This is a genomic window from Salmonirosea aquatica, assembly GCF_009296315.1.
In the GTDB taxonomy this organism is placed as follows: Bacteria; Bacteroidota; Bacteroidia; order Cytophagales; family Spirosomataceae; genus Salmonirosea; species Salmonirosea aquatica.
Genome location: NZ_WHLY01000002.1, coordinates 3,629,898 through 3,646,642, shown reverse-complemented (window position 1 = coordinate 3,646,642; position 16,745 = coordinate 3,629,898). Strand labels below are relative to the sequence as shown.

Below are 16,745 nucleotides of genomic sequence, written 5' to 3'. Positions count from 1 at the left end.
CAAGCTGTCCGATTTTGAACGATTTTTGAATAGAAAAATATTTAATATTCTGACTATCAAAGCTTAAAAATTTTGGCATGGCTTTTTAAATAGTACCAAAGGCAAAATGCCGGGAGGAAAGAGGGTACCCTATATCTCCGCTTCCCGCTCCAGAAACCACTGCCCTGGCCATGTTCACGAACTACCTCAAAATTGCCTTTCGCAACCTGCACAACCGATCGTGGTCGATGCAGCGATTTTCTATTGCCCTGGATCAGGCAATCGGACAAAAGCTCAATGCGGTTCTTGAAGGTACCCCCCAGTCCTTTGAGATGGCTGCAGGGTTTTGCCTATGAGATCGACATCGAAAGGTGGTTCTTTGTGCGTGGCATTGGGTATCGCGCTACTAACAGTGCGTTGCCAGGCCATGAAGGCCGCGCTGATGAATCCTGTCAAATTCCTGAGAACCGAATAGAAACCGAAAACCTATGAAAACACTAAACACACTCTTTCTTCTATTGATGGGCCTTGCATCAGTAGCCCAGCGGTCATCGTACCACCAGGAAATCGATGACGACGGCAAACGCCTGACGATCCGGATCGATCGTCAGGCAAACGGCAAGACCTATTATTACTCCAATACCTACGACGTGCGGGGCATGAGCGAAGCCGACAAGGACGCCCTGGTGAGCCGCGTACTGGCCGCAGAGAAAGCGGAGGGAGGTAAAGCCTATACGGCCGCCGCCCCACTAGAGAGTCCGGCCGCAGCACCACAGCCACCGGTGGCTGTGGTGGTAGCGTCGACCGAACCGGTAGCACCCTTCAAAAAAACAATCGAGGAAGATACCGTTGCCCATCGCATCAAAGTCATTTACGAGTACATGCGCAACGGAGAAGAGCATAGTTTTGAGATCACCATCGACAAAGAGGGACGAACCGAAAAAGAGATTCAGAAACGGATCGAAGAAGCGGAGGAAAGCATCGGGTTCACGCCTAAAAGCAGCTAAAAACCGACTTTCCTGATTCCTGGTCATAAGCCAGATCAAAACCTGCCTGCCATGTTAAAAAATTATCTCAAAATAGCATTGCGCAACATCCGGCGCGAAAAAGTACTGTCGTCTATCAATTTCCTGGGTTTGTCGGTGGCTTTCATAGCGGCTATTCTGATGTTCCTGACGGCTCAGTTTGAATTGTCGTTCGATGATTTTCAAGCCAATAAAGACCGGATTTACAAACTTTACTTCAAGGTCAGCCGGCCCGAAAAAGTAGATTATGGGGCAGCCATGCCCATCCCGATGCAGCCTTCGATCAAAGCGGAGTTTCCCGCTGAAGTAAAGCACGCCACGCGTCGTTTGGATGGAGGAATGCTGGTGCGCATTGGCGACAAATCCTTTGAATCGGATGTCAACTATGTCGATCCTGATTACCTGTACATGTTCTCGTTCGAACTGCTCGCCGGTAGCCGGGAAACCGCACTAAATCAACTGGACAATATCGTTCTGCGGGAGAAACAGGCTAAATCATTTTTTGGCGATGTAAATCCGATCGGAAAAACCCTGATGGCCGATATAGGTCGGGGTATGCAGCCCTTTACCGTAGCGGGCATTCTGGCCGATGCTCCGGACAATTCGACCATTGAAGGAGATTGTCTGATTCGCTTCGAGGCATTTCCCGAGTACCAGGAAAATAAAGACCGCTGGACCTCCAAAAATCATGATGTCTACATTCAGTTGGCCGAAGGTGTGGATTATCTTGATTTTGAGCGTCGTTTGATGCCTTTTACAGCTAAGTACTACCAAAAAGACATCGACTTTGCCCATAAAGCGGGCTTCCAGGGTGACGAGCGCGGTGAGGTGATCAGCACACGACTGTTGCCTTTTGCCGACGAGCATTTTAATAAAATGGTGGGCAGCCATTCCATCGACCCCTACATTCCTTACCTGTTGCTAGGTATTGCCCTGCTGGTAATTTTGATTGCCAGCATCAACTTCATCAACCTATCCATTGCCCGGTCTTTGGGTCGTGCCAAAGAGGTAGGCATGCGCAAGGCCTTAGGGGCACTGCGCGCACAGGTCGTAGGACAGTTTTGGGGTGAGGCTTTACTCATCAGTTTGGGGGCGCTGGTTGTGGGGCTGGCGGGTGCATATGCCTTGATGCCCGAGTACAACGCCCTCATGAATGGGGAAATAAAAATCGTGCAATTGCTACGGCCTGAGGTACTTGCTACCCTGCTACTGACTTTTATCCTTGTTACCGCACTAGCGGGCGGGTACCCTGCCTGGATCGTTTCCCGTTTCAATACGGTAGAGGTGCTAAAAGGGAAAGTCAAATCGGGGATCGTAAGCGGCGGCATCCGTAACTCACTCATCATCGTCCAGTTTGTCATTTCGGTAGGGCTGATTGCCTGTACCCTGGTGGTATGGAGCCAGATTAATTACCTGCGTAATAAGCCCCTCGGCTTCGACCGGGAGCAGGTGGTAAGTATCCCGATCGGCAACGGCATCGATGGCTATCGATTGCTCAATCACTTTCGCAACGAACTATCCGGTCAGACCAGCATTGTAAGCATTACCGGTGCTGATAATAATCTCGGTTCCGGCCGGGACAACAGCGGGTTCAAGTCCGTCTTCGGTTTTGATATGGAAGGCAAAAACTACCAGACCAATGGCCTGAATGTGGATTTCGACTACGTGGAAACATTGGGCCTCGACCTGGTCGCAGGCCGCAGCTTTAACCGTCAGTTTTCTACCGACAGCACCAGCGCCTGTATTATTAATGAAACGATGGCCCGGCAGCTCGGCGGTGGAAAAAACTTGATTGGAAAAACAGTGGCTATCGATGGCGGCAAGACAATCATCGGTATCGTGCGCGACTACCACTTCGAGTCGTTGCATCGCAAAGTGGAGTCCATGACGCTGTTCTTTAACAAGCCTTTTGGTATCTACTACCTATTCGTAAAAATCAATGGCAACCCCGCACAGGCCATGCAACTGCTCGAACGCACGTACCTTTCGTTTGCTCCAAAATCTGAATTTCTGGGCTCTTTTCTGGATGAAAATACCAGCAGGCAATACAAAAAGGAAGAGCGTATTGCAAAAGTATTCATGACGGCGGCGGGATTAGCGATTCTGCTGTGCTGCGTAGGTCTGTTTGCCATCGCACTCATGGTGATTCGCAACCGTACGAAGGAAATCGGCATCCGTAAGGTACTAGGCGCAGATGTCAGTTCGCTGGTGGGATTACTGAGTAAGGATTTTCTAAAGCTGGTATTAATCGCCATCGTGATGGCAGTACCCTTAGCCTGGTATACCATGGATGCCTGGCTATCCGACTTTCCCTACCGGGTACCTGTAGCGTGGTGGAGCATGGCAGCGGCGGGTGCAGGAGCATTGCTTATCGCATTGGCTACGGTGAGTATTCACGCCGTACGGGCCGCTCTTCGAAATCCAGTGACCTCATTGCGAAGCGAATAAGGGGAGGGATTCCCCCCATTCCCGGCTAAGGGATGTACTTTCTGTCTGTATTCTTCGAAAACCTACTAATTCGGACCCACTATGCTACAAAACTACCTGAAAATTGCCGTCCGTAACCTCGTCAAGAACCGGACGTACTCCTTCATCAACATCGCTGGTTTGTCGGTAGGGCTGGCTACCTGCCTCATCATTACGCTGTATGTGCTGGATGTTCTCAGTTTCGATACCAACCAGCCCCAAGCCGACCGGATCGGACTTTTCCAGCAGTTTCCCAACTCTTCTTCGAGCGGTTCCACGTTTAGTCCATTGCTTCGTAGACAAGCGGGTATTGAAGCAGTCACGCAGGTTTCCCCCCGGCGGGCCCTGGTATCGCGGCGCGACCTGGCGGCTTACGAGAGTCGCTTTTGCCTGGTGGATACCAATCTGACCAAAATATTTGCATTCCCGATGGTGGAAGGGAGCATGAAAGAAGCTCTGGCTCTGCCCAGGCAGATCGTGATTTCAGAACGTATGGCCGCCAAGTACTTTGGCAATTCGTCGCCCATCGGGCAGGCACTCGATACTTTTATCCCACAGAAAGTCACATTTACGGTGTCGGGGGTCATGAAAAACACACCCGAAAACACCCACCTACCCATTGATTTCATTGCGTCCAATCAGAATGAGAGATCCCTGTCCGATGAGAACAACGGCTCCTACTGGGATTTTGTCGGCATGACTTATTTTCTGATGAGTCCGGGGACTACTTTCGAGCAGATCGGCAAACAATTACCCAATGTCCTCAAAGCAACCAACGACCCCAACGGAACGGCCTGGAAACTGGACGTGATTCCGCTGCGCGACATTTACCTCCGCCACCGGATGGACGAACGGGTGCGGGCCACCAATGCCATCGAGTTCGTGCGCATTTTCTCGGCCGTGGCCTTATGCATTTTGTTACTGGCGTGCTTCAACTACCTGAACCTTTCGTCGGCGCGATCGACACTGCGGGCACGGGAGGTAGGTGTGCGCAAAGCGATGGGCGCAGAGCGTGCGCAGCTGATCAGGCAATTCATGGGTGAGTCGTTTATTTTTACGCTGATCGCCACCCTGGTTGCACTCCTGCTGGCGCAGGTAGCCCTACCCTTTTTCAACGACTTTGCTGATAAGAATCTGACGCTCGCACCCTTGCTCACCCCCTCAAAACTGGGCTTGCTGGTTGGCTTCGTGGCACTGACGAGTCTGCTCACCGGGATGTACCCCGCTTTCGTTTTGTCGAATTTCAATCCGGTCAGGGTACTTAAAAACTACCTTTTACCCAATAGCGGCCGGGCGTATGTGCGCCGGGGACTAGTCGTGGTTCAGTTTGCGATTTCAATCGTGATGCTGGTGGCTACCCTTGTGATCATGAATCAGCTTAGGTACATACAAACCAGGGATCTGGGTTACGATCGTGAGCAGGTACTTACGCTCGACCTGCCTGCCCTGGCGCCCGAAAATCTAAAATCTGCTTTTCAGAGCGAATTGAGGCAGTTGGCCGGCGTGGAAGATATGACGCGGGTGTCGCTGCTGCCCGGCAGCGGAATGACGATCAATAAATTATCTCCTCAGTCAGTCACCGGACCACAGGATGACGTAGCGATCGGGCAGTTGTACGTCGACAGTCATTTCCAGTCGGTCTTCGGAATCAAGCTAGCGGAGGGACGTTTCTTCCAAAGTGATAACACGGCCGATCAGAGCAATTTTGTGGTCAACCGAACGGCCGTGGAAAAATATGGCTGGAAGCTGGGCCAGACCATCGGCTACATGTCCTACCAATACAACGCCGACGGGAGCTATGCCGAAGTACCGGTCAATGGTCAGATCATCGGAGTCGTAGAAGACTTCAACCAGATGGATCTGAAAAGCAAAATCATGCCGATGATGCTTCTCGACAACGTCACCTGGGGTCCGTTGGCGCTCAAAATGCAGGGCGGCGACCTGGCTGCCACCGTACCTTTATTGAAGAAAGCCTGGCAGAAACAATTCCCCAACTACCCCTTTGAATATAGCTTTCTCGACGAAGCTTTTGACAAAACCTACCGTAAGGAAATCCAGACCTCGCGGGTATTTGGCTTATTTGCCGGCTTGTCCATTTTTATTTCCTGCCTCGGTTTACTGGGCCTCATCGCTTTCACCGCCGAGCAACGGACCAGGGAAATCGGCATCCGGAAAGTGATGGGCGCTTCGGTTTCCAGCATCGTGGGCTTACTGTCCCGTGACTTCCTGAAACTAGTATTGATTGCCCTCGTTGTGGCCGCGCCCATCGCCTGGTACGGGGTAGATACCTGGTTGCAGGATTTTGCCTACCGCATCGAAGTACCCGTATGGGCATTCTTGTTGGCGGGTGCCATGTCTTTGCTGGTGGCTTTCCTCACCATGAGTTACCAGGCCGTCAAGGCGGCCTCGGCAAACCCGGTGAAGAGTCTTAGGTCGGAATGAACCAAAAAGCCAACGGCCATTGGCTGATAGCTATTGGCTTAAAATTCACTATCGTATTCTATGCTCCGCAATTATTTAAAAATCACACTACGCAATCTCATCCGAAGTAAGACGTACTCCATCATCAACATCGGCGGACTGACGCTCGGAATCGTCGTGTGTTTTTTTGCGCTGCTGTACGTACGTTTTGAACTGAGTTACGATACCTTTAACGAGAAAGCAGACCGGATCTACCGGCTGGTGACCGATGTGGAAACCTCCAACGGGATCGAATACCAAAGTACCCCCGGCGCGCTGGCGCCCGCCCTGCAAGGTACCTTTCCGGAAGTGGAAGGTGCTACGCGGGTTTTTCTGGACTACCTGATTCTGCAAAAAGAGCAGGATGAGGCGCGGGAAGAAAAAATCGCCTATGCCGACTCTTCCCTGTTTTCCATTTTTACGCTACCCTTGATTAGCGGTAATCCCGCCACAATTCTGAATGCTCCCTACCAGGTAGTGCTGTCTGAAACGGCCGCACGTACCTACTTTGGCACGGCCGATCCCCTAGGAAAAGTACTGCTGGTGAACGGAAAAGATCCCGCCACGGTAACCGGCATTATGAAGGATATGCCACAAAATTCCCATTTCCGGGTGGAAGTACTGGTTTCGATGGCGACGCTGGGTAGTAGCTGGCAAACCAACTGGAAGCGTTATTTTTTCTATACCTACCTGCTGTTGCCCGAGCACTGCGACACCCAGGCGTTGAGTGCCCGCATGACCGATTTCGTCCGGCAGCATTACGACCAAAGTCAGTCGAAACAAACCCTATCGCTCGAGCCATTGACCGACGTTTACCTTCATGGTCAAGCCCGAGGATCGCGCACGGGAAGTTCGACGCATGGGAATATGGGAGAGATCTATATTTTTTCGCTGGTGGCGGCATTCGTGCTTTTCATTGCCAGCTTCAATTTCATCAATCTGACTACGGCCTTTGCCACCTGTCGCATGAAGGAAGTAGGTGTTCGCAAGGTACTGGGAGCCGAACGGCAGCAGCTGGTAGGGCAGTTTCTGATGGACGCCGGCCTGATCACACTCATTGCCTTTGTACTAGCCGTAGTATTCTGTGTGCTGTTACTACCTTCTTTCAATGATTTGGCGGGAAAAATAGTGACTACGGGGGTTTTCGCTACCGGGCGTTATCTGGCCTGGCTTTTCGGGATCGCCGTTACAATCGGTTTGGTTTCGGGCCTGTACCCGGCGCTTTTTCTGTCGGGCTTTCGTCCGCTTGTCGGCCTGCAGGGTACCTCTCCCCGACAAAACGGACCTACCCTCCGCCAGGTGTTGGTCGTGGCTCAGTTTACCGTTTCTGCCATCCTGATCATTTCGACTCTGGTAGTCTATTCTCAGCTCCACCATATGCGGAATTATGATTTGGGCTTTCAGAATGATCATAAAGTCGTGGTTGATTTCCAGTTCGATGGCGGGATCATAGCGCATAGCACCACCATTAAGCAACAGCTTTCCCGCCTGGCGAATGTCAGTGAAGTAAGTATGTCGTCGAGCATTCCGGGACGCGCCAACCATACCTATCCGACGCAGCTGGAAAATCAGAGCCGGGAAATGCAAACTTTGGAATCGGATGTCTATTTTGTGGATCATGATTTTCTCAGGCAATACCAGATCGAACTTGCCGCTGGCCGGGCTTTATCGCCGCAACTGGCTTCCGACTCAACCCAGGCGATATTGATTAACGAAACCGCCGCAAGGAGCCTGGGTTACGCAAATCCTGCCGACGCCCTGGGCAAACGTTTCGAACAACTGAATCGCCGGGGTACCATCGTGGGTGTAATCCGGGATTTTCATTTTCAATCCCTTCAGGATGAAATACGCCCCCTTACCCTGCGGATATCTCCTAGCTTTCTTACCTTTATGACCTTCACTATTTCTCCTGAAAACACGCAGGAGACCGTAGCGGATTTGCAGCGCGAATGGCAAAAACTAGTACCTGAAGTACCCTTCGTTTCCTTCTTTGCGGATCATGCCTACAACGAACAGTATGTCAGGGAAGAGCGGTTCGGCAAACTGTTCCTGTACCTGGCGGCGGTAGCGATCCTGATTTCCTGCATGGGGCTATTCGGCTTATCCGTGTTCAATACCGAAAGCCGTACGCGGGAAATCGGCGTCCGGAAAGTACTTGGCGCGTCGGTGGTCAGTATCGTCACCTTGCTTTCCAAAGATTTTCTGAAACTGGTAGTACTGGCCATTTTGGTAGCCAGCCCCATCGCCTGGTACGGAATGAGCCGGTGGCTACAGACCTTCGCCTACAAGATCAGTATCGAATGGTGGGTTTTCGCCCTGTCGGGGCTACTGGCCGTGGGAATTGCCCTGCTTACGGTGAGTTCACAAGCCATTAAAGCGGCTTTAATGAACCCGGTAAAATCGCTGCGGAGCGAATAACGTAGGTACCTGATTTTTTTGCTACATGCAACCTTTACCAGAAACAACCCATCCTTGGAAAAGCTGAACCGGATCGAAGATTAAGAAAAGTTAAAAAGCACCGCTTAACACTTTTTAACTAGTCCCTGATGAAGCTTTGATCTAGTTTTGACCTGTTAGCCGCCACCCCGATACAATACTTCCTTTTAGCCATGATCAGGAAATTTTTCCTCTCTCTCCTTTCTTTTGCCCTTTCCCTGCTCAGCGGTACTTCCGCGACCAGTCAGATCATTCCCAAAACGCTGGAAGCAAAACGTACCAGCCAACGCGTCGTCATTGACGGAAAGCTGAATGAGGCTGCCTGGCAGGACGCCGCCAAAGCGGACGACTACATCGAGTTCCGGCCCGTCATCGGCCGGAAAGAAGCCTACGAGAACCGCACCGAATCCTTCCTAATGTACAGCGACGACGGCCTGTACTTCGGGGGTACCTGCTACGAACGGAATGTGGATAGTATCGCCAGAGAACTGGTGGGCCGCGATGGCTTCGGTACCAACGATTATATCGGGCTGATTCTGGATACTTACCACGACAATCTCAACGGCTTCGAGTACTTCGTGACTCCTCTGAACGAACAGTGGGACGCCAAAATGACCTCGAATCAGAATAGCGACAACGGAGGGGAGGATTTTAGCTGGAATGCCGTGTGGCAGAGCGCCGTCGTGATGCACGACAAAGGCTGGACGTTCGAGATGTTTATTCCCTATTCAGCCATCCGGTTCAGTAAGGATAAAGTGCAGGATTGGGGCCTGAATATTACGCGCCGACGCCGCAAAACCGAGCAACAGTACACCTGGAGTGCCATCGACCCGAACGTCAATGGCTTTCTGACCCAGGAAGGTACCTGGCAAGGAATCACAGACATCAAGCCGCCGCTGCGGTTGCAGCTATCGCCTTATTTTTCGGTGTATGCCAATCATTTTCCGGTCAATCAGGCCGGACAAAAAAACTGGACGAATCAGGTTTCGGGCGGACTGGATCTGAAACTCGGCCTGAACCAGGCCTTTACGCTGGATGCGACCCTGATTCCCGATTTCGGCCAGGTACAGAGCGACAACCAGGTACTGAATCTGACGCCATTTGAGGTGAAGTTCAACGAAAACCGTACCTTCTTTACCGAAGGTACCGAGCTGTTTGGCAAAGGAAACTTGTTTTATTCCCGCCGCATCGGTGGAGCGCCGATTCACGCCGGCGGGGCATATGACGATCTGAAAGCGGGCGAAAAAGTAGTTAAAAATCCTACCGAATCGAAGCTCATCAATGCCTCCAAAATCTCGGGCCGCACCAAAGGTGGCCTGGGCGTAGGTTTGCTAAACGCCATTACGCGTCCACAGTACGCTGTGATTGAAAATTCGGAGACCGGCGAGAGTCGGCAGTACGAAACGGACCCTACCACCAACTACAATATTTTCGTGCTGGATCAGACCCTCAAAAACAATTCCAGCGTCAGCTTTATTAATACGTCGGTACTGCGTGGAGGTACCGACTATAACGCCAACGTGACGGCGGGGCTGTTCAGCATCAACAACAAGAAAAACAACTACAATCTATCGGGCCAGGCGGCCATCAGTCACCTCGACTACAAGGAAAGTGGAACTGAAAACCGCACGGGGTACAGCCACTCGCTGAGCGCGGGAAAAACCTCCGGCCGGTTTACTTTTAACCTTTCGCAGCAACTGACCGATACTAAGTTCACCAGCAACGATCTGGGGTACTTTACCAATAACAACTTCCTGGATCACAGCCTGTACGTAGGGTATCGCTACACCGAACCCAAGGGCTGGTACAACCGCTTGTTTTACAATTTTAACGCCTCGCTCAGCCGGTTATATGCACCCATCGGGAATCTGGAAAGCAAATTTCAGCAGGCCAATATGCAGGTCAATATTAACGCTCAGACGAAGAAATTACACTGGTTGGGATTGTACCTTAATTACCGCCCCGCTCAGAACGATTTCTATGAGCCGCGTCAACTGGGACAAGTATTCCGGCGCAACCAGAGCGTGGCGTTCGGCGGATGGATCGAGACCAACTCCGCTAAGAAGTACTCCCTAAGTATGGAAGCCTACGAGCGCGTTTTTCTGGATTTTTATGATCTCAACGGGTTGGATTTGTTCGTAAGCCAGCAGTACCGTTTTAGCAGCAAGTTTTCCGTGCGGCATACCGTCAACCTGCAGCCGCGCCCCCGGGGACTGGGCTACACGTCGATGGATGAAGCGGGCAATCCGGTGTTTGCGCTGCGCAATGTAAAAACCGTGGATAACACGCTGTTTCTGAAATATAGCTTCACCAATCGCATGGGCCTCACCTTCCGCGCCCGGCACTACGCCAGTGTGGTACACAACAAGCAGTACTTCTCGCTGAATGATAACGGCAGTCTGCGCTCCAAGCCCGGCTTTGAAGGTACCAACCGCAACGTGAACTACTTCAACGTCGACATGGTGTACACCTGGCAGTTTGCGCCTGGTAGCTTCCTGAATGTGGTCTGGAAAAACGCCACCTACCACAATTCCGACCTGATCGACGTACACTACTTTCAGAACCTGCACAACACCCTACAGGCCGATCAGAACAACAATGTTTCTCTCAAAGTGATCTATTTTCTGGACTACCTGCGGGTTAAGAGCTGGATGCAAACTACCCGGAAAGGAGAAGCATAATCCAGATTTTTCAGGGTAAACACGCATACCGGTCGTCTTTTGTAGTTGAGTATGGGAGTGATATCATACCTGGCAAGCGTATGTACACTTCCCTCTCATGCCACACTCCACCCAGGGTTTCTCCTACACATAGTAGAACCGCCACTATTTCTCACAAAAAGTTATTTTGCTTTAAATGGTACCATATCAAGACTAAATTAGACTTGTCTGTGGCGGTTTTGTAGAAATATGCGTAGCTTTATTGCACAAGGTAACTCTTTCGGCGTAATCAGAGACCTTTGAAAACCAGTACCTGCATCAATTCGTTGAGCGTTGAGAAAAAACTACATCCGACCCGATGAGAACGAGCGTTTCGTGATCCTGTGGCAACGTTCGGTTGCGGGGGATAAGGAGGCTTTTTGCCAGCTGGTGGAAGCCCACTACAAGGTACTTTTCAACTATGGGGCTACCTTTACTTCGGACCGCGAGCTTATCAAAGATACCCTGCAGGATCTCTTCATCCATCTTTGGGAAAAGCGGGAAACCCTCCGTATTCAGTACCTGACCGTATACCTGCTACGGTCGATCCGCAACAATCTGTTCCAATCCTTTCGGGGAAATCCATTTGGACCCGTGGCCATCGATCAGGAAATACACGACCGGGCCGACGAGTTTACGATTGAAAACGCACTGATTTTCCAGGAAGCCGTCTCTGAGAAAAACCAGAAGATCAGTAAGGCCATTGCCACCCTACCCCGACGGCAAAAAGAGGTCATTTTTTTAAAATTCTACCAGGGCCTCGACAACGAACAGATTGCCGATCTGATGCAGGTAAACCGGCAATCGGTCGCGAACCTGCTTCACAAAGCCATTCTGCACCTGCGCGTTACTTTCGATCAGGTCTTTCTTCTGCTGACCGCGATGTTCTGCGACTTGGTCTGATAGTAATCTTATGATTTTCAGATACTTACTAGCATCCATATCTTTTTTTGATAAAAACTTTTCCAATAAGGAGTATTGGAAAGCGGCTTCTACATCTTTCCCTATGAAAACGTAGTCCAATTTTTTCTATGCTCGATTATAGAAATTTCAGTCCCGAAGAGTTTGCCACCGATCCCTCATTCCGGAACTGGCAGCTGAAAGGCCGGGAGGAAGATACCCGGTTCTGGACAGAATGGATGGCCCAAAACCCGGATAAGAAAAAGGATATCAATAGTGCCGTGAAACTCCTGGAAGCCGTACTCGAGTCGTTCGACCAGATTACCGAAACGGAAATCAGCCACGAAATGCATCGAATGGCCGAACGGCTCGACGAACTACCCACTACCCGGTCGCGCGTAAAAAGCCATCGGCTGGGAAGTACCGCCCGATGGCTGTCAGCTGCCGGGGTACTGCTGGGGTTGGTGAGCCTGGGGTGGTGGCTATCGCGAAATATTCAGCCCGTTTCGGCTCCACTTACGTATGAAGTCCTGATCGACCATTCTCCTGTAGCCCTGACTGAGATTGTCAATGATGCACCATCGGTCCAGCGCCTGACCTTACCCGATGGGAGTACCGTTGTCTTACAGCCGGGCGCAAAGCTCAGCTACGAACCCGAATTCAGTGGTGCGCAGCGGGAAGTGTACCTGTCGGGAGAAGCGTTTTTTGATGTAGCTAAAAATCCCGAAAGACCTTTCCTGGTGTTTGCTGAACAGTTGGTAACGAAGGTACTGGGAACGAGTTTTACCGTAAAAGCCAATCCGGGAGAGGATCAGATTCAGGTACTGGTAAAAACGGGACGCGTAGCGGTGTACACTAATCTGGACGGAAAGACGACCGCAGTACCTACCCCGACCAATGAGCTGGTATTAACCCCAAACCAGCAAATGGTTTTCAGAGTCCGGGACAACCACTTTGCGCGCAGCCTGGTGGAAACTCCCGAGCTGCTCACCGCAGCCGAGAAACAGCCGAACTTTATCTTCAAAGGTACCCCCATCAAGGAAGTATTCGAAACACTCGAAAAAGCCTACGGCATCGAACTGGTTTTTGACGAAGACGTCATGCGGAATTGCTACCTGACCGGGTCATTCACCGACGAAACCCTCTTTGAAAAACTAGACTTAATCACCCGAACGCTCAATGCCTCCTACGAGCAGGTCAATGGGCAGATCCTGATCAAAAGCCGAGGGTGCTAACGTTGCCTAACCACTTTCCCTCACTATAAACATTTGCCTATGAATGACCCTCCGATTGACAGAAATGAAGCCTCTATAAAAAAGGAAGCCAGCCATGCGCCAACATCGCTGACTTCCGAGAACACTCCCAAAAGCGAATTCTGACGACGCAACTCCGCCTGAGCGGATTCAGGAGTTTTTTGCCAAATTTTTCACCTGACAAACCGTAAAATTATGTCAAAACGCCTACACAATCACCAAGCTTTACAGAAAATCATGCGCATCAGTCTGTATCAAGCGATCCTGGCCCTGTGCTTCGTGAGCCTCACCCAGGCGCATGAGGTCACGGCCCAACAAGTGCTCGAACAACGCGTTACGCTCCAGCTTAACAACCTGGGAATTGTTCAGATCCTGGACAAGATCGAAAAGGTAACGGACGTGCGATTCATGTACAATCCCCAGATATTACCCTCCGGTCAGCGCTTTACCCTGAAATTCGAGGATGAATCCCTCTACAACATACTCAATACCGTACTTACGCCCATGCAGGTATCGTACGAAGTAGTGAACCGGAGGATTCTGTTGAAACGTAAAAACGCCCAATCCAACAGTACCCCTACCCTTCCCATTGAGGCTATTGCCCCGAAACGCATGGTACAGGGCACGGTAGTCGACGAAAAAAATGCCCCTCTGCCGGGTGTGAGCGTGGTGGTCAAAAACACGCAGCGTGGAACCAGTACCGATGCCAATGGGGCCTTTGAAGTAGACGTACCCAACGATCAGGCCGTACTCGTGTTCAGTTTTGTGGGGTACGCCAGACAGGAGATTACCGTAGGTAGCCAAATTACGGTTTCCATCCAGATGGCACCCGACGAAAATGCGCTCAACGAGGTGGTGGTAGTAGGGTATGGTACCGTAGAAAAAAGCGACCTGACCGGAGCCGTGGGATCTATTCAGACGCGCGACATCGTACGGGCTAATCCGGTGATGGCCTCCAAAGCTTTGCAGGGACAGGTAGCCGGCCTGACCGTCACCAAGCAGAACAACCGGCCCGGTGTAGGGTACAGCATTACCATTCGGGGCGAAAACACCATCAACAACTCCACCGAGCCGCTCGTGGTGATCGACGGGCTAATGGGCGGCAATATCAATAACCTGAATCCCAACGATATCCAGTCGATGGATATCCTGAAAGATGCCTCTTCGACGGCCATCTATGGGTCGCGGGGAGCCAATGGGGTCATTATCATTACCACTAAAAAAGGACTTTCGGGTAAGCCGAGGATCAGCTACGACAGCTACGTGGGCGTGAAAATTCCCTCGCATATTCCCAAGCTGATGACCAGCGAGCAGTTTTACAAGGTGACCTACACGGATCGTCTGCTCGAAGGCCTGACCGGAGCTACCTTTACCGCCGCCGAACTGGCTAATATTGAAGCCGGCAAAACCGCCGATTGGGCCGACCTGATTACCGATCCCGGTGTGCAGACGAGTCAGAACATCAGCGTGACGGGCGGTACCGAAAAAACTACCTACCGATTTTCGGGTGGTTTTCTGAACGAAGACGGCAACGTAAAGTACACCGGCTACAAGCGGTACAATCTCAACGCCGGGCTGGATAGCAAGCTGGGCGAACACTTTAAGGTAGGTTTTACGGCGTATTTGACCTACTCGAATCAGAATCTGGGCTCGCGCGAGTCGCTGCGGAATGCTTACCGGGCCCGCCCCACCGGAACGGTATATTTCGATGACCTGGCCAATCCTTCCGAGAACTCCGACTTTGATATCGATGGTTATGCTTTCTGGATGGGCATCAACGACAAGCAGGTACCTAACCCATTGTCGGACATTAAGCCGGAGTACTCCAAGCTGCAAACCACGGCCTCGACCATCATGAGCAACACCTACGTGGAGTACATGCCGATCAAAGGCCTCAGTATCCGCTCGTCTTTATCGGCCATTTACAACACCGAACGGGTGGGTGATTTCCGGGGTACCTGGACCAAGTCTCAGATTGGCAAAAAACCCCGGGCACAGTACGATAACAGCACTCTGGGCAGCTACACGCTGGATAATATCCTGAACTACGAGGTAGGTACCGGCGCCCACAAGGTACATTTTACCGGATTGCAGAGCGCGTTCTATCAGCGCAATGAAGCGTATCAGGTTGCGGTAATCGATCTGCCCTACGATTCGGACTGGTACGCGCTGAACACCGGGACGATTAATGGCGTTTCGAGTTCGCTGGTGGAGCGTTCGATCCTGTCGTTCATGGGCCGGTTGAACTACTCCTTCAAAGACAGGTACCTGCTCACGCTGACGGGCCGCTCCGACGGTGCTTCGCAGCTATCCGAAGGCAACAAGTGGGCGTTTTTCCCATCGGTGGCTTTTGCCTGGCGACTGATCGAGGAGCCCTTTATCAATGATCTGAATTTGTTTTCGAACCTCAAACTGCGCGTAAGCTACGGGCAGGTAGGTAACGCAGGTGTCAATCCGTACAGTACACAAGCGGGGCTGCTCAACACCGGCTACGACTTCGACGGCACAGCGGCCTACGGGTTTGCTCCGGCCAACCTGGCCAACAAGGATTTACGCTGGGAGCGGAGTAAGGAGCTGAATTTCGGTCTGGACTTCGGATTTTTTAATAACCGACTTTCCAGTTCCATTGAAGTTTACAACCGGAAAACGGTCGACCTGATTCTGAACCAGAAACTACCCACGGCCTCCGGCTTTTCCCAGGTTACGTCCAACGTAGGTCAAATTGAAAACAAGGGTATCGAGCTTTCGCTGAATACCGTCAATGTTTCTACCAACGCATTCAGCTGGAATACTTCCCTGACTTTTACCCGCAACCGGAACAAAATTCTGGAACTTTACGGCGACGGGCAGACGGTGGACAAGGGCAATAAACTATTCGTAGGGTACCCGGTGAAGTCCAACTTCGACTATGAGTTCGACGGTATCTGGCAGACTTCCGAGAAAGACCTGGCCACCAAGTACAAGCAGGTACCCGGCTCGGTGAAGGTAGTTGATCAGAACAACGACGGAGTCATTTCGTCGACCGATGCCATCGACGACCGGGTAGTTTTGGGATCGCAACTACCCAATTTTCTGGTCGGGTTGACCAATCGGTTGAAGTACAAGAACTTCGACCTTTCGTTTTTGCTCTACTACCGCAACGGCACGCAGTACTATAACGGTACGTTGTCGGGTACCTTCGGAGAGATCGGTGGTACCCGCTACAACAAACTGGCCGAGCTGGATTACTGGCGCAGCGACAACCCTTCCAACACCTACTTTGGGGTAGTGGCTTCCAATCCCTACCGCAATGCCATCAACTATCAGGATGCCAGCTTTCTGCGTCTGTCGGATGTGACCATGGGCTATACTTTGCCCCGGGGTTAATGGATAAATGGAAATTATCGGCGGCCCGGGTTTACGCCCAGGTCATAAATCCCGTTATCCTGACCAAGTACACAGGCTTCGATCCCGAGTTCAACTCCAATATCTATCAGGACGATGTACCCTCTATGACGGTTACGCTCGGAGTCAACATTAGTTTCTAA

At 51.4% G+C, this 16,745-nt stretch carries 10 protein-coding genes; all 10 read left to right on the top strand.

Annotated features, from left to right (window positions below; translation table 11 throughout):
* The first annotated feature begins 170 nt into the window (after nt 1-170).
* The 10 genes from GBK04_RS30710 (at nt 171) to GBK04_RS30705 (ending at nt 16,745) form a co-directional block, all read left to right on the top strand.
* Nucleotides 171-335, top strand: coding sequence for a hypothetical protein (locus GBK04_RS30710; RefSeq protein WP_373331034.1), 165 nt, complete (start codon nt 171-173; stop codon nt 333-335).
* Nucleotides 336-467: 132 nt separating this feature from the next.
* Nucleotides 468-986, top strand: a complete 519-nt coding sequence (locus GBK04_RS16165) for a hypothetical protein (protein WP_152761405.1) — start codon at nt 468-470, stop codon at nt 984-986.
* 51 nt (nt 987-1,037) lie between these two features.
* A complete protein-coding gene (locus GBK04_RS16160) occupies nt 1,038-3,452 on the top strand; it encodes an ABC transporter permease (protein ID WP_152761403.1) in 2,415 nt (804 codons plus the stop codon).
* Nucleotides 3,453-3,533: 81 nt separating this feature from the next.
* Nucleotides 3,534-5,912, top strand: coding sequence for an ABC transporter permease (locus GBK04_RS16155; protein WP_152761400.1), 2,379 nt, complete (start codon nt 3,534-3,536; stop codon nt 5,910-5,912).
* Between the two features lie 60 nt (nt 5,913-5,972).
* The gene (locus tag GBK04_RS16150; protein WP_152761398.1) at nt 5,973-8,348 is read left to right on the top strand and encodes an ABC transporter permease; all 2,376 of its coding nucleotides are present in this window, start codon (nt 5,973-5,975) and stop codon (nt 8,346-8,348) included.
* A gap of 191 nt (nt 8,349-8,539) precedes the next feature.
* Nucleotides 8,540-11,047 carry a DUF5916 domain-containing protein gene (locus GBK04_RS16145; protein ID WP_152761396.1) on the top strand — a complete coding sequence of 836 codons (2,508 nt, stop codon included), beginning with the start codon at nt 8,540-8,542 and terminating at the stop codon, nt 11,045-11,047.
* Nucleotides 11,048-11,359: 312 nt separating this feature from the next.
* A complete protein-coding gene (locus tag GBK04_RS16140; RefSeq protein ID WP_152761394.1) occupies nt 11,360-11,968 on the top strand; it encodes an RNA polymerase sigma factor in 609 nt (202 codons plus the stop codon).
* 128 nt (nt 11,969-12,096) lie between these two features.
* Nucleotides 12,097-13,200: a FecR family protein gene (locus GBK04_RS16135; protein ID WP_152761392.1), complete on the top strand. Its 1,104-nt coding sequence runs from the start codon at nt 12,097-12,099 to the stop codon at nt 13,198-13,200.
* A gap of 213 nt (nt 13,201-13,413) precedes the next feature.
* Nucleotides 13,414-16,584 carry a SusC/RagA family TonB-linked outer membrane protein gene (locus tag GBK04_RS16130; RefSeq protein WP_373331033.1) on the top strand — a complete coding sequence of 1,057 codons (3,171 nt, stop codon included), beginning with the start codon at nt 13,414-13,416 and terminating at the stop codon, nt 16,582-16,584.
* Nucleotides 16,584-16,745, top strand: a complete 162-nt coding sequence (locus GBK04_RS30705; RefSeq protein WP_373331032.1) for a hypothetical protein — start codon at nt 16,584-16,586, stop codon at nt 16,743-16,745. The genes GBK04_RS16130 and GBK04_RS30705 overlap by 1 nt, the downstream gene beginning before the upstream one ends.

Excerpts from the sequence above, each read along its gene's own strand:
- GBK04_RS30705 (WP_373331032.1), top strand. The coding sequence starts at position 16,584 with ATGGATAAATGGAAATTATCGGCGGCCCGGGTTTACGCCCAGGTCATA.
- GBK04_RS30710 (WP_373331034.1), top strand. The coding sequence starts at position 171 with ATGTTCACGAACTACCTCAAAATTGCCTTTCGCAACCTGCACAACCGA.
- GBK04_RS16165 (WP_152761405.1), top strand. The coding sequence starts at position 468 with ATGAAAACACTAAACACACTCTTTCTTCTATTGATGGGCCTTGCATCA.
- GBK04_RS16130 (WP_373331033.1), top strand. The coding sequence starts at position 13,414 with ATGTCAAAACGCCTACACAATCACCAAGCTTTACAGAAAATCATGCGC.
- GBK04_RS16135 (WP_152761392.1), top strand. The coding sequence starts at position 12,097 with ATGCTCGATTATAGAAATTTCAGTCCCGAAGAGTTTGCCACCGATCCC.
- GBK04_RS16145 (WP_152761396.1), top strand. The coding sequence starts at position 8,540 with ATGATCAGGAAATTTTTCCTCTCTCTCCTTTCTTTTGCCCTTTCCCTG.
- GBK04_RS16160 (WP_152761403.1), top strand. The coding sequence starts at position 1,038 with ATGTTAAAAAATTATCTCAAAATAGCATTGCGCAACATCCGGCGCGAA.
- GBK04_RS16150 (WP_152761398.1), top strand. The coding sequence starts at position 5,973 with ATGCTCCGCAATTATTTAAAAATCACACTACGCAATCTCATCCGAAGT.
- GBK04_RS16155 (WP_152761400.1), top strand. The coding sequence starts at position 3,534 with ATGCTACAAAACTACCTGAAAATTGCCGTCCGTAACCTCGTCAAGAAC.